The organism is Slackia isoflavoniconvertens, from assembly GCF_003725955.1.
Classification (GTDB): domain Bacteria; phylum Actinomycetota; class Coriobacteriia; order Coriobacteriales; family Eggerthellaceae; genus Slackia; species Slackia isoflavoniconvertens.
In genome coordinates this window covers 174,777-188,917 of record NZ_QIBZ01000002.1, presented here as the reverse complement: position 1 = coordinate 188,917, position 14,141 = coordinate 174,777, and the positions used below count along the sequence as shown (strand labels likewise).

Here is a 14,141-nt window from a genome sequence, read left to right as displayed (position 1 = left end):
GCCGCTTGGCAAAGCGGCGTTTTCGTTAGTCTTTCATTGCACAGCCCGCCCCGAAAAGCAAGTCGCGCTCCTCTTTGGGAAGCACGCTGCGAGCCTGGTCACGCAGGTTGTTTACGCCAATGAAGAACTGGCGCATCATGACGACCATGAGGTAGCGGCCTTTCGGCGTGAGCGTGATTTCCTCATCGTTGTCCACGTCGAACGCACCGCTCATCTTCATGAACATATACTCAGCAGGCAAGCCCGCCGCGACGCTGCAGCCGAAATCGCGCTCCCACTGCTTTTTGTCGAGACGCAAGCCGAACAGCTGCATCATAAAGCGGTAGCGCATGCGGTTGCGCTTGCTGAACTCGGCCTTGCCCATAAGCGACATACGACCCGATTCAATAGCCTTATTGTATTCGCGCACGCTGAACGTGTTCACATACTGAGTATGGCCCAAATACGTCATGCCGCCAGAACCGATAGCCGGGTATTCCTCGTAATCGACGATATACTCATCAATCATTTGGCCATCGCCCGGCGTTTTTGCCGCGGGCTCTTCGTCTTCACGCTTATTGAATGTCCACGCGCTGCCATGCACGTAAGGTGAATTCGCGCCGCCGGCGAGCGTCTCGGAAATAATCTCGTAGAAACGCTGCTCGCGCTCATAGTCGACCTTGCCGACCGTGCGTGCGAGCGATTTTTCAACCGAAGGCGACGCCATAAGCGGATAGAACGTGGTTTGACCGCTTCCGCCCTCGATAACCATTTCCAAATCGCGACGCAAGATTTCTTCAGTCTGCGCCGGGAAGTTGAAAATCATATCGACGTTGAGCGACTTGAAATACGGCGCAGCAATCTTGATGGATTCGAGGATGCTCTCGCCCGAGCCGTATTTATCGTATCGGTCCATCTGCTTAAGGAGGCCGTTGTCAAAGCTCTGAACGCCCACGCTCAGGCGGTCGACGCGTCCCTGCAGCTTGTCGAGATACGACGGAATAAGATGGTTCGGATTGGTTTCGCACGAAACTTCTTTGATTGAAAACTCGCGCTTGGCCAAATCGATGAAATCGCACAACTCGTCGATCATGATGGTAGGCGTGCCACCACCGATATAGAGCGAGTCGAAGTCGTAGCCAAGTTCCTTCACCATCATGAGCTCGGCACGCAGGTTCTTGAAGTACGGCACCGCACGCTTCTCAGAAAACGGGAAGCGATTGAAACTGCAGTACGGACACAGGCGTTCGCAGAACGGAATATGCGCGTACAGCATGTAGCGCTGGCCAGCATTCGGCCCGGGAATACGGGGCTCGGTGCACGGCTTGATATTCATGAACCGCGTAGCACAAGAGCGCACGGCGGTGGTAAGCATGCGTTCACTCAGCATGAATTACGCCTCCAGCGCACGAAGCGCGATGTCGTGGCGATATTGCTTGCCCTCGAAGTTGATTTTGTCGCACGCCTCGTAAGCAAGCTCGCGAGCATCTTCAAACGTGTCGGCAAGCGCGACCACGTTGAGCACGCGGCCGCCATTGGTCACGAGCTCGTCGTCTTGATTGAACGCCGTGCCCGCGTGGAACACCGTGACGCCATCGAGCTCTTCGGCTTCTTCAATGCCCAAGATAACCTTGCCCTTTTCATAGCTGCCCGGGTAACCATCGCTTGCAAGCACCACGCACACAGCAACCTGGTCGGTCCAGCGCAAATCGAGCGCGTCAAGCTTGCCCGTGGCAACCATGTAGAACGCTTCAAGCGCGTCAGACTCCAAACGCGGCATGATGACCTGCGTTTCAGGGTCGCCGAAGCGCGCGTTGAACTCGAGCAGCTTGGGGCCTTCGGCGGTTAGCATGAAACCACCGTAGAGCACGCCCGTGTAGGCGTCGTCGAATTCCTTCGCCGTAGCGGCGGCGGCATTCTGCATGATTTCTTGCATAGCGGCTTCGAGCTCGGGGGTTACGCACGGCACCGGAGAGTACACGCCCATGCCGCCCGTGTTCGGGCCCAAGTCGCCATCGAATGCGCGCTTGTGGTCTTGCGCGCAGGGCATGGCAAGAGCCTTGCCCTCGGAAAGGAACGCGAGCATGCTGCATTCGGGGCCTTCGAGCATTTCCTCGATAACCACCACGCTGCCCGCTTCGCCGAAGTCGCCCGCGAAGCAATCGCGAACAGCCTCTTCGGCTTCTTCCATATCTCCGGCAACCACGACGCCCTTGCCAGCAGCAAGGCCGTCAGCCTTCACGACAATGGGAGCGCCTACCTCGTGCAGGTAATCCATGGCTTCATCCTGCGACGTGCACTTTTTGTAGCGTGCCGTGGGAAGGCCATGGGCCAGCATGAATTCCTTCGAGAAGCTTTTGGAACCTTCGAGGCGCGCACCCTGCGCACCAGGGCCGAACACCGCGATGCCCGCCGCGCGGATAGCATCGGCGACGCCAGCGACCAGCGGAGCCTCGGGACCAACAACCACGAGGTCGATGTTCTCGCTGCGCGCGAAGCCGATAACGGCATCAGCATCGTTCATGTCGAGGGGGACGTTTTTCGCAATAGTCGCCGTGCCGCCATTGCCGGGAGCAACGAACAGCGAGTCGAGGCGAGGCGATTTCGCAATGGCCCATGCCAGGGCATGCTCGCGGCCGCCCGAACCAAGCACCAAAACGTTCAAGAATGTTCCTTTCCTAGATATGCATAAACCCGAACGCCGTCATGCGGCGCTCGGGTACGTATCGCAATTGCAGCCCTTATACGGGCCGAAATTTGTCAGCGAAGGCGGCTCCAACACGCCGCTTCGCATACGAAACGGCACGCAGCTTAACCGATTGAGCGGAAGCCGCAGAGCAAATAACCGGCCAAAGGCGCCATCGCATCAAACACGCACGCCGGCCAAAAAGCCGGCGCACCGTGACTACCAACCCCTGGTAAAGGTCTGATCGCGGTCGGGACCAACCGAAATAATGGTGGCCCTCACGCCCGAGAGGCGCTCGAGTTCCTCGATATAGGCCTGCGCGTTTGCCGGCAGGTCCTCGAAGCTCTTAGCCTTCGTGATATCTTCGCCCTTCCAGCCAGGCATGGTCTTGTACACCGGCTTGGCATGGAACAGCACGCTTTGCTGCATGGGGAAGTAATCGTACGTTTTGCCGTCGCACTCATAGGCAACGCAAATCTTAAGCTCGTCGAAAGCGGAAAGCACGTCGAGCTTGGTGAGAGCAATGTCGGTAAGGCCATTGACCTCGGCCGCATAACGCGCGATAACCGCGTCGAACCAACCGCAGCGACGCTTGCGACCCGTGGTCACGCCATATTCGTGACCCTCAGCGCACAGCAAATCGCCATCGATGGCATCTTGGCCCTCGCCGCCGTTTTCGGGATACACGAGTTCCGTGGGGAACGGACCGGCGCCAACGCGCGTGACGTAGGCCTTCTGAATGCCGAGCACGCGGTCGATAGCCGTGGGGCCAACGCCCGAACCAGTAGCAGCGCCACCCGCGCAGCACGAAGAGCTCGTGACGAACGGATAGGTGCCATGGTCGATGTCGAGCAGCGTGCCCTGCGCGCCCTCGAACAGAATGTGCTTGCCCTCGCGCAGCGCGTCGTTGAGCAGCTGAGCGGTTTCGGCCATATGGGGACGAATGATTTCGGCGAAGGGCAAGTAGGCATCGCAAATCTCATCGACGGTGAACGTACGCTTGCCGTACACCTTCTCGAGAATGGCATTTTTCACCTCGAGGGCCGCCTCGACCTTCATGCGGAACACATGTTCGTCGAGCAAGTCCTGAATGCGAATGCCGCTGCGGGCGGCCTTGTCCTGATAGCACGGGCCGATGCCGCGGTTGGTGGTGCCGATTTCGTTTTTGCCCAAACGGAACTCGGACGCCTTGTCGAGCTCAATGTGATAGGGCATGATCACGTGAGCATCGCACGAGATCTTCAGGCGCTCGCACGAAAGGCCCTCGCCTTCGAGCAAGCGCATTTCCTCGACGAGAACCTGCGGGTTCACCACAACGCCGTTACCGATGACCGGCACGGCCTTTTCATACATAATGCCTGATGGAATGAGGTGCAAAGCGAGCTTTTTGTCGCCGTGGATAACAGTATGGCCGGCATTGTTGCCGCCCTGATAGCGCACCACATAGTCGAAGTCACGAGCGATGAGGTCGGTGACCTTACCTTTTCCTTCGTCGCCCCACTGGGCTCCGACCAACACGACGTTCGGCATAATGGTCCTTTCGTTTGCCGATTCAAATAAAGCAGAACTGAATGATTATATATCTAAAACATGCACGTTCTGAGCCTGTTCGTTAAATGTGCTCACGACCTCCTTATGACAGGTAAAAACGATGACTTGTCGGCTTTGAGCGAGCTCGGCCAAAGCGCGGGCCGCACCTGCGCGCCGGTCGTCATCGAAATTCACCAGAATGTCGTCGGCAAGCACGGGAACGGCGGTGCCAACCTCGGGCGCGCACTCGAGCAGCGCGATGCGCAGCGCCAAATAGAGCTGCTGGCATGTGCCAAGCGAGAGCAACCGCGGCGGAAATTGAGCGCCGAACGAATCGATGGCGCACACATCGGACCCGCTCGACGCGACGCCCGCCCAGGCTCCAGCGGTCATGAGCTCCATGAGATGCGACGCCCGCTCATACACCTTGGGCTGGCTTTCGGTTCCCCATGCCTCGATAGCGCCTGACACCATGCGCTTGGCAAGCAGAAGCCTCACGAGCTCATGTGCCGAGTCGGTTTGGCGCGTGATAATTTGGGCCCGTTGGGTTTTCAACAGGTCGAGCTCGGAAGCGCGCTCTCCATCGGAAAGAATTTGCCGCAGCTGGCCCACGCGCGAAATCATGCCTTCAAGTCGCTCGTCAAGGTTGGCACGCTTTTGCGCAAGCTCAAACGCCGCCGCCTCAACATCGTCGAACGACGAATCGCCGGCAAGGCCGACGGATTTAAGGCACTCGCAGCGATACGCTTCGCACCTTGCGAGTTCTTCGCCTGCATTGTCGATCCCTGCTTGTGCTTGGCGACGCGCCCGGTCGGCACGAAGCTGGGCTTCGCGAGCATCATGCATGACGCCAAGCTCACGCAACGCCGCGCGGGCCGTAACGACATGAGAGGAAAATCCGAGCTGCGCGAGCGACGCGCGCACCTGATCGGCCACGACCATGACCTCGCCCTCACGCGAGTCATACGTCGATTTGTGCGCGACCATGGTAGCACGGGCCGAATCGACATCGACATTTGAAGAAGGCGGCGTTGGTTTCGCCTTAGCGATAAGCAGAGCGCCCACACCTACGCAGCATACGCTCGCAACCATGGCGAAAATCGCCACGGGCAGGGCATCAGGCACGGCAAGAGCCAGAGCAAACGCCGCCACGGCAAGCAATCCGGCCGCGCGAAACGCCGCGATGGGCGCCGTGCGCGAAGCGCGAGCCTCAGGCGCCTTTTCAGCTTGCGTCGCCGCATCGCGACGGGCCTCCCAAAAACCGCGCGCTTGTTCATACGCCTCGCGCGCCGACGACAAGCGCTGCGCCGCAGCGTCTTCCTGCTCGGACAGCAATTCGAGCGAAGCGCGCAGGCGAGCCTCGTCCTCCGCCGAAACGTGCGGAGTGGCAGCATAAGCGGCGAGCTCGGCCCGTGCGTCGGCCTCGCATGCGCGCAATTCAGACTGCGCGCTGGCCATTTCTTCACGCAGGCGGTGGCGCGTCGAATCGATACGCGAAAGCTCGCCTTTGCACGCCGCCATCGCTTCGATTTTGGAATCGAGCGTCGAGAGTTCACGTTGCAACCGCTCGCGGTCGTCGAGCAACGCGCGCAACTCGATGTCTTCCGCTTTCAGCTCGTCGGCTTGGGCGCGCGTTTCCAGCAAGCGCTCCTTCACGCCTTCGAGCTCGCGCTTCAAATTAGGAAACGATTCGGTCTCGGAAGCTGCGCGGCTCATAAGCGCCGCGATGCGCGCATCCAAGGCGGAAGCCACATGAGCAGGACTTTCTTTAGTCCCTGAGCCAGCTGTGAGCAATTTCGCCGAAATGTCGGGCGCCGCCTCGAGGGAGCGAAGCTCATCGGCATCAAGCGAGAAGAGCGTTTGGAACGTTTCGCGGTCGATATCGCCGCACACCGCCGCAAGCCACGCATCGTCGCCGATAAGGCCTTCCGCATTGCGGGCGCGCGAAACGCGGCCCACCTCGCCCGTTGCCGCGTCGCAGAACAGAAGCGAACCTTCGCGCGAGGCTGCGCGAGGCTTGTACGCATTGCGCGAACCACGTGCTTCGGGCCAGCCGAACAGCACGCCGCCCACGAATGCTCGAGCGGTTGTTTTGCCTGCCTCGTTAGGACCATACACAACATTGAGGCCCGGCTTGAAGGGCCCGAGCGTCCGGTCGATAAAGCGCCCGAACGCCGTCATATGCGCTCGCTGAAGGTATATGCCCGCATGGCTTTCCACTTGAGAATTCGCAGGCACGCAAGCGCTTTCCGATTGCATCAAGCCGCGCGACGTATCAATGCTCGGCTGCGCGGGCGCTTTCTTCTTCGAATGTTGAGCCGCATGCTTCGCCGTCATAGCTGCTCACGCCCCTCTAAAAGCTCAAGGGCCATATCTTCGGCGCGCGCGCACGCGCCTTCAAGCGCCCGGTCGATATCCGCCGGCAATGCGAGACCGCGCGCAGCAAATTCGCGCTGCAAGTATTCGATGGTTTCCTGCTTGTTGGAGGCAAGCTTCGCCGATTCGCGCAGAAGTGAAGCCTCGAAAAGGCCCGCGGCGCGCATCGCATCCCTATCGAGGGGAGAAGTCGTCTCGTCGATAAGCGCGTCACAGAAAAACGACGGATAGCGTTCATTGAGCTCGTCGCGCATTTCGTCGATATATCCCGGGGTCGCAAGCATCCCATGCAGGGGCGTTGCTCCCACAAGCGTAACCCGTGCAATCATTTCCTCGCATATCACCTGGGAATTCGCATCGAACATAGCCCGAACGCATGCGCCAAGCACATCTTCCGCGCCCGCACAGGCCGACACGTCGACGCGCAACTGCTCCCACTCAACCGATTCGCACGCGATGAATTCAAGCTGGTTGGGCACGCCTTCCTCGAGCGTCACCGCATAGCAACCGCGGTCGCCAGTTTCTTTAATATCGCGGCCCTGCGCGCAGCCGCAGAAAGCGATTTTGGTCTCGGCGGCGTTTTTAGGGAAGCGGAAGTTCTTATGAATGTGCCCAAGCGCCCAATAGTCCATGCCCGACGCATACAGGGCATCTTCGCTGGTAGGGGCCTTATATGGATCCATCCACAACCCCGTGTGCAACATGCCGACGACAAACGGCACTTGCACGCCGCACGCCGCTTCAGCTGCCGCGCGCGTCATGCCCTCGGCGATATCGCTTTCGGACGCCTGATTCGAAAAGCCGCGCGCGGCAATGATCGCAACAGGCTCGCCATCGCGCTCATAGACGACATAGCCCGGCCCATCGGAACCAAACATATGCACGTTTTCAGGAAGCTGGTCGCGCAAACCCGCCCACGTTGCATAAGGATCGTGGTTGCCCGCGATGAGATATACGGGGATCTGCGCATCGCGTAAGCGCTCGAGCCCCTGCAAGAAATGGCGGTGATGGGCGTAGCTTGGTTTGTCGGTATCGAATTCGTCGCCCGAAAACAGCACGAAATCGACCCCGCGCTCGATCGCCGCATCAACCACGCGGTCGTACGCCTCAGGAATCGCGCGCGTAAGCCGGTCAGCCCATTTCGGAGAAAGATCACGCAAGCCGCGAAAAGGCGCACCCAAATGGATGTCGCCCGAATGAATGAATGTAATACGGTTGGTCATACGCCGAGTTTAGCCCAACAAACAAAGAAATGCCGCGGAGTTCAAACAAGCTCGGCGAAAACACGCTGGGCAACTATTCCGAACAGAAAAGAGCCTTTTCAGCCAAAAGCTGCATTCGCACCAAAAGTCAGCGAGCAAGGCTTCCGGCGAGTGCGATTCGGGCGTTGCCGTGGCGAAGCGTACTTCGGTACGCGAGTCGCGGCATTAGCCCGAAGCGTGCCGCCAGAAGCCTGCGCAGCGTCGAGTCGTTACGCCGTTCGTAGAACGGCGTAACCCTATATTTGGGATGCGTCGATATAGTTGCCGAACTTAGTGTATTCGGGGTTGAACGACAGGGTGATATCGCGGGTGGCGCCGTTACGGTGCTTGGCAACGATAAGTTCGGCGGTTCCCCAATCGGGGCGGCCGTCGGTCTCGGCCTCCATTTCATCCATAGAGCGGTCGATGAACATAACGATGTCAGCGTCCTGTTCGATGGAGCCTGATTCACGAAGGTCGGAAAGCATGGGGCGTTTGCTGCCACGCATCTCAACGGCACGGGAAAGCTGGGAAAGCGCGAGCAGCGGCATGTCCATTTCCTTCGCGAGCACCTTCAGGCCACGAGAGATTTCAGCGACCTCGACGGCGCGGTTGCCATCGCGGCGATTCGACGGCGGCTGCATGAGCTGCAGGTAGTCGACGATAATGAGCCCTTTTTTCTTGTCGCGCAGCTGGCGACGGGCCTTCGCGCGCATTTCAAGCAACGAGAGGCCCGGGGTGTCGTCGATATACAGTTCGAGTCCCGAAAGAGTAGCCGCAGCGTTCATGATGGCATTCCAGTCGCCTTCCTGCAAATTGCCCGCACGCAACTGGCCCAGGTTCACGCGCGCCTCAGCGCACAAAATACGCTGCACGAGCTGATTGGCGCCCATCTCCAAGCTGAACAAGGCAACCGCGGCACCGGCTTTCGCGGCGTTCGTAGCGACGTTCAAAGCAAACGATGTTTTACCAACACCAGGTCGCGCGGCCAAAATAAGCAGGTCGCCGCCGCGCAAGCCCCAGAATAGCTTGTCGACGTCGGTAAAGCCGGTCGGCGTGCCCGCCATTTGGTTCTTGTTGTTCACGAGCTCGTCGATTTCGTCGAAAGCCTGCGTGAGCAAGTCGGTAATGTTTTGGAACGAAGAGGAAACGCGCTTCTGCGTAACCTCGAACAGCATCTTCTCCGCGTCCTCGATAACTTCGTTGGTATCGTCGGGCGCGTCGTACGCCAACGCGTTGATATTGGTTGACGCATACACCAAATCACGCAGCACGCTGTTGCGTTTCACGATTTCGGTATGGTTCTTCCAATTGGTAAGAGCAAGCGTATTGTTGGCAAGTTCGACCAAGTAGGGACGCCCGCCCACAGCCTCGAGCTGGCCTTCGGCAGCCAAGCGATCGGCGAGCGAAATTTGATCGATAGGAATATGGCGCGTGTTGAGCTCAAGGATGCCCGCATAGATAAGCTGATGAGCAGGGCGGAAGAAATTCTCGGGCACGAGCTTGGTCGCAATCTCGTCAACAGCATCGGGGTTGAGCATACATGCAGCGAGAACCGATTTCTCGGCTTCAATATTGTTCGGCAGCGGGCGGCCTGTCGTGCTTTGCAGCTGAGGCGCCTGATCGCCGCGATCAATTTGGTTACGATTGTTCCTGTCTGGCATGATTTCGCCCTTTCGTCTATCTCGCCCATATTATAGAAGCCGCAAGGCAATCGCGGCCAACCCAAGAAAAGATGTCGCTTCAACTCATCAAAACATACAGAGATTAAGAGGACGTCCTTTTAATGGGTCGGAAAAGGCGCTTTTCAACCCAAGAAAAAAGGGAGCGCGAACGCTCCCTTTTCAATAGCCATTGAGTTTCGCGAAACGAAAACTACTCGGCGGCCTCTTCGGTGGCCTCGGTTTCAACAGCCTCAGCCTCGACAACGGCCTCTTCAACCTCTTCGACGGCCTTCACGCCGACCATCAGCTGAAGGTCAACATGAATGTCGCGATAGATGTTGAGAGCAACGGTGTGCTCACCAGCGGTCTTGATGGCCTTACGGACATCGAGACGCTTGCGGTCGATTTCGACGCCAGTCTCAGCCAGAACCGCATCAGCGATCATGGAAGTGGTGACGGAACCGAACAGCACACCCTCTTCGCCGACCTTGGCGTCGACGAAAATCTTCTTGCCCTCGAGCGAAGCCTTCAGAGCCTCAGCGTCGGCGATACGCTTCTCCTCGCGCTTGGCAATGTTGCCACGGCGCTGCTCGAGCTGCTTGAGATTGCCGGCGGTAGCCAGCACGGCCTTCTTCTGAGGGCCGAGATAGTTATTGAAGAAGCCACGAGCAACTTCGACGACGTCGCCTTCGCCGCCCTTGCCCTGGACCTCGGTAAGCAGGATAACCTTCATTGGTGCCTCCTAGCGATTGCGGCGGTCGCCGCGGCCGCTCACGGCCGGAACCGTGTAGGGCATGAGAGCCATCTCGCGAGCGTTCTTGATCGCGCAAGCGATGTCGCGCTGGTGCTGCATGCAGGCGCCAGTCACGCGACGGGGCTTGATTTTGCCTCGGTCGGTAACGTATTTGCGCAGCATAGCCGTATCTTTGTAGTCGATGTACTGAGCGTCGTCCTTGCAGAACTGGCAGTACTTACGGCGAGGCTGCTTGGTGTATTCAGCCATTGATTTCCTCTTTCAGAACTGTGTCAATAATTGATTGACGGGAGCAGACTAGAACGGAATGTCGTCGTCGTAAACGGACGTATCGATCGCAGGCGCGGCAGCGGGTGCCGGAGCATACGATTGAGCGGGCGCGGCCTGCATGCGCGGAGCAGCCTGTCCGCCGTCGCGGCTCGTCATGAATTCGAGCTCGTCGACAACGACTTCAAGCTTGCTGCGCTTGCTGCCATCTTGCGCCTGCCACTGGGACCAGCGCAATTTACCCTCGATAGCGACCTTGCTGCCCTTGCTCAAGAAGCGAGACACGCTTGCGGCGCGGTTGCCGAACATCGTGCAATCTACGAAGTTCGCGTAATCTTCCCACTGCTGGGTCTGAGGGTTGCGGCGACGGTCATTGACAGCCACGCCGAACGAAAGGACCTGGAAACCGCTCGGGGTTTCGCGAAGCTCGGGATCGCGCGTAAGATTGCCCGTGATAACCACTTTGTTGATGCTCATGACAAAATCCTCAATTCTTGAAGTTTGAGAGCAGCTGCTCCCTGCCTACTGGTTGACCGAGATTACTCGCGGTCGGTGCGAACAACGATCTTGTGGCGGACCACCGCGTCGGTGATGCGCAGCACGCGATCGAGCTCCGCGATGTTGGCGGGGTCTGCGTGGAAATCGATGAGGGTGTAGTCGCCCTCGGTCAGGCCGTTGATCTCGTAGGCGAGCTTGCGCTTGCCCCAATCCTCAACGTTGTCGATCTTGCCTTCGCCCTCGGCGATGGTAGCCTCGATACGCTTCATAACGGCGAGACGGGTTTCGTCGCTGATGGTGGGCGCGACGAAGAACAGCAATTCATAAGCCTTCATTGTGTCACCTCCTCTGGACTTAACGGTCCCGGGGCATATGAAGGCGCTGCCCGGGACAGGAAACTTGGCCATGATAACAGCCAAATCCAATCGGGGCAATTGTTGTTTTGCGCCTTTGCCTCAACTCCACGCGTGCGCCACAATTCCCTACGAAGCATGCACGTATTAAGCAGATTAGCGCACGAATCTTGCCGAGACCTTGCCCGATTCGTGACGTTTTCCTTTGGAAAAGTTGCCAGATTGTGCCGAATCAAACGAGGTTTCCACGCGTTCTCCTTCGCACCTCACTTCTATTTCCTCGCAAAAAACGCCTTATGATCCAACGAATACGCGTCATACATGTCATGCAACGTGTGTTTTCAACCGAAACGTTGCAATATCGCAGCTCGACAGGCGCGTTTTGCTATGATTCGGCACGATTTGCAAAACGCCAAAGGCGCATTGAGATTCCCAACACGCTCGCTCGCGAGCGACAGAGAGGAGCAAACCATGGCTGACCGCAACGTTGAGAGCGACGAGCTCGGCGTTCCCCAGATCGACGAAACCCTCGAGATTCTGCTGCTGCAGGCAATCGAAGAAGCACAGGACCGCATGGAGGCGGGTTCTGAAGTCGTGCCGTTCACGGCACTGCTCAACGGCGAAACCGTGACCGAAGATACCCACACTGGCACGACCGAGGAATGCTTTGAGTCGGCGCGTAAAACCGTTGAGGCCGCTACGGGCGCCCGCGCATACGTGCTGTGCTACGACGGCTACATCGACACCGATGCCGGTCGCAAAGACGCGATCATCGCCGAAGGCGGCACGGCTGACGGCGGCAAAGGCGTTGCCGTGTGCCTGATGTACGAAGAGGGCGACGACGTTCTTACGTTTGACGAAGAGGTCGTGTATCTCGCCGAAGCGCCGAACTTCCTGGCCGGAGACGAGGAAGTTCCCGCAATTATCGAAGACGAAGAAGTCGACGAATAATTATTTTTAAAAACCTGTTTACCTTTTTGGCTTTTTTGGTATACTGCTTTTTCGCTACGCGCAATACGCATAGCAATCGACGCAATGGAGAGATGTCCGAGCTGGCCGAAGGAGCACGATTGGAAATCGTGTATGCGCCAAAAGCGTATCTGGGGTTCGAATCCCCATCTCTCCGCCAGATAACCTAAGCGCCGTTTCGCACGGCGCTTTTTCATACGACCTTCTTGGTCGCACCCTCGGAGGGGTGGCAGAGTGGTTGAATGCGGCGGTCTCGAAAACCGTTTGGCCCGCAACCCGGGTCACGGGGGTTCGAATCCCCCCTCCTCCGCCAGGTTATAAGCTACAGGCACGGGAAACCGTGCCTGTTTTGTTTTATGACAACAACAAGGGGATTCGAACCGATGAGGTCGATTCGCGCCAGGAAAACAGCCCGGTGGGCTGTTTTCAGCGAATCGCGAGGAGGCTTTAGCCGACGAGGTGGAGCGCGCGCAGCGCGATTCTGAATCCCCCCTCCTCCGCCAGGTTACATGCTGCAGGCACGGGAAACCGTGCCTGTTTTGTTTTTGTAAGCCCGTTCTGACGAACGGGCTTTTTTCATTTGAGCCGTCCTGACGCTGCGTGCCGCGCGGGCGGCCAAGCTGACTTTCAATCGTCGCTCGCGTACCAAAGTACGCTTCGCTCCTCTTTCAAGCCACCTTCGCTCGCCAGCGCGGCACTCGCTTTCCTTGGTGCGAATGGATCGCTAAGCACGTCCCGGCGCGCACGCGAAGCAAGCACCGCCCTACCCGTTACCTGCTTCCGTTACCTGTTAAATGCTCGTAGCGTTTAACAGGTTTGAAGCGTCAGTCAACGGCTTAGGCATAGTAGGCCTATTGGAACCGCGAGGCGCGAAGCGAGAATTGCAAAACCTGTTAAACGCTGCGAGCATTTAACAGGTTTGAGCGAGTTTGGGCATGAAGAAAGCGCCCGCAGAAACGGACGCTTATCTGTTTAATTATGCAACGGCGACTTAGAAGGTTACCTTCGGAGCAACCTCCGTACCAGCCTGGGCGTCGAAGCTCGAACGCTCCTTGAAGCCGAACATGCCAGCGAACAGCACGGCAGGGAACGTCTGGATGGCCGTGTTGTACTTCATGACCGTATCGTTGAAGCTCTGACGCATGTAACTAATCTTGTCTTCTGTATCGGCCAGCTGAGACTGGAGTTGCTGGAAGTTCGCATTCGCCTTCAGCTCAGGATAAGCCTCAGAAACCGCGAACAGCGACTTCAGCGTACCGCTCAGAGCATTATCGGCTTCCATTTTCGCCTCGGGAGTCGTTGCGTTGGTGACGGCCGAACGCGCAGCGATGACCTTCTCAAGCGTGCCCGACTCATGCGCGGCGTAGCCTTTCACCGTTTCGACCAGATTGGGAATAAGGTCGCAACGTCGCTGCAACTGCACGTCGATTTGCGCCCAGGCGTTGTCGACCATATTGCGCATTTTCACGAGGTTGTTGTACAGCATGATCGCCGCAATAACGAGCACGACGATAATCGCGAGAATAATTCCAAGTACCATGATTTCGCCTTTCAGACGGAAGTTTCAGCGCCCTGCGCGCCGTGTGTCATCATTATACGAAACCGAGCGCTCGCGCAGCGCTTACGCGATCAACGTTCACCCAAGCGTTGCGTTGGCGCGCCCGCAAGTAACCGCCCCGCAAAGGCGACGCCAAACCCCGAGTCCCAAACCCCGGGTCCCAAAGCCCAAGCCCCAGGGCCCGGAACCCTAAACGAGGCCGACAATTCTCTCGGCGCTTCCCATATACCACACAGCCCCAAACGAGTTGGGCCACGCCTCACGCG

Annotated in this window: 12 protein-coding genes and 2 tRNA genes; 3 read left to right on the top strand and 11 right to left on the bottom strand. The window is 58.1% G+C overall.

Annotation, left to right across the window (positions count from 1 at the left end; translation table 11 throughout):
- Positions 1-25 precede the first annotated feature (25 nt).
- The 10 genes from DMP05_RS01755 to rpsF form a co-directional block, all read right to left on the bottom strand.
- Positions 26-1,369, bottom strand: coding sequence for a coproporphyrinogen III oxidase family protein (locus DMP05_RS01755; RefSeq protein ID WP_123218887.1), 1,344 nt, complete (start codon positions 1,367-1,369; stop codon positions 26-28).
- Positions 1,370-1,372: 3 nt separating this feature from the next.
- The gene (gene purD, locus DMP05_RS01750; RefSeq protein ID WP_123218886.1) at positions 1,373-2,644 is read right to left on the bottom strand and encodes a phosphoribosylamine--glycine ligase; all 1,272 of its coding nucleotides are present in this window, start codon (positions 2,642-2,644) and stop codon (positions 1,373-1,375) included.
- A 240-nt stretch (positions 2,645-2,884) separates the two neighbouring features.
- Complete coding sequence (locus DMP05_RS01745) at positions 2,885-4,195, bottom strand: adenylosuccinate synthase (protein WP_123218885.1); 1,311 nt, start codon at positions 4,193-4,195, stop codon at positions 2,885-2,887.
- Between the two features lie 45 nt (positions 4,196-4,240).
- On the bottom strand, positions 4,241-6,532 hold the full coding sequence (locus DMP05_RS01740) for an ATP-binding protein (protein ID WP_123218884.1): 2,292 nt from the start codon (positions 6,530-6,532) through the stop codon (positions 4,241-4,243).
- Entirely contained in the window at positions 6,529-7,794 is a 1,266-nt protein-coding gene (locus DMP05_RS01735; protein WP_123218883.1) for a metallophosphoesterase family protein, read from the bottom strand. The genes DMP05_RS01740 and DMP05_RS01735 overlap by 4 nt, the downstream gene beginning before the upstream one ends.
- Before the next feature lie 275 nt (positions 7,795-8,069).
- Positions 8,070-9,476 (bottom strand): replicative DNA helicase, encoded by a 1,407-nt coding sequence (dnaB, locus tag DMP05_RS01730; protein ID WP_114616344.1) that lies wholly within the window; start codon positions 9,474-9,476, stop codon positions 8,070-8,072.
- Positions 9,477-9,687: 211 nt separating this feature from the next.
- Positions 9,688-10,209 carry a 50S ribosomal protein L9 gene (gene rplI / locus DMP05_RS01725; protein WP_114616440.1) on the bottom strand — a complete coding sequence of 174 codons (522 nt, stop codon included), beginning with the start codon at positions 10,207-10,209 and terminating at the stop codon, positions 9,688-9,690.
- A 9-nt stretch (positions 10,210-10,218) separates the two neighbouring features.
- The gene (gene rpsR, locus DMP05_RS01720) at positions 10,219-10,479 is read right to left on the bottom strand and encodes a 30S ribosomal protein S18 (RefSeq protein ID WP_114616439.1); all 261 of its coding nucleotides are present in this window, start codon (positions 10,477-10,479) and stop codon (positions 10,219-10,221) included.
- Positions 10,480-10,527: 48 nt separating this feature from the next.
- Entirely contained in the window at positions 10,528-10,974 is a 447-nt protein-coding gene (locus tag DMP05_RS01715) for a single-stranded DNA-binding protein (RefSeq protein WP_114616438.1), read from the bottom strand.
- Positions 10,975-11,036: 62 nt separating this feature from the next.
- Entirely contained in the window at positions 11,037-11,330 is a 294-nt protein-coding gene (gene rpsF / locus DMP05_RS01710) for a 30S ribosomal protein S6 (RefSeq protein ID WP_114616437.1), read from the bottom strand.
- Between the two features lie 489 nt (positions 11,331-11,819).
- Here rpsF and DMP05_RS01705 point away from each other — a divergent pair, with 489 nt between their 5' ends.
- From DMP05_RS01705 to DMP05_RS01695, 3 genes are all read left to right on the top strand, one after another.
- Complete coding sequence (locus DMP05_RS01705) at positions 11,820-12,299, top strand: hypothetical protein (RefSeq protein WP_123218882.1); 480 nt, start codon at positions 11,820-11,822, stop codon at positions 12,297-12,299.
- Positions 12,300-12,385: 86 nt separating this feature from the next.
- Positions 12,386-12,477, top strand: a tRNA-Ser gene (locus DMP05_RS01700).
- A 60-nt stretch (positions 12,478-12,537) separates the two neighbouring features.
- A tRNA-Ser gene (locus tag DMP05_RS01695) sits at positions 12,538-12,630 on the top strand.
- A gap of 678 nt (positions 12,631-13,308) precedes the next feature.
- Here the strand turns inward: DMP05_RS01695 and DMP05_RS01690 are convergent.
- On the bottom strand, positions 13,309-13,857 hold the full coding sequence (locus tag DMP05_RS01690) for a LemA family protein (protein WP_123218881.1): 549 nt from the start codon (positions 13,855-13,857) through the stop codon (positions 13,309-13,311).
- Positions 13,858-14,141 lie beyond the last annotated feature (284 nt).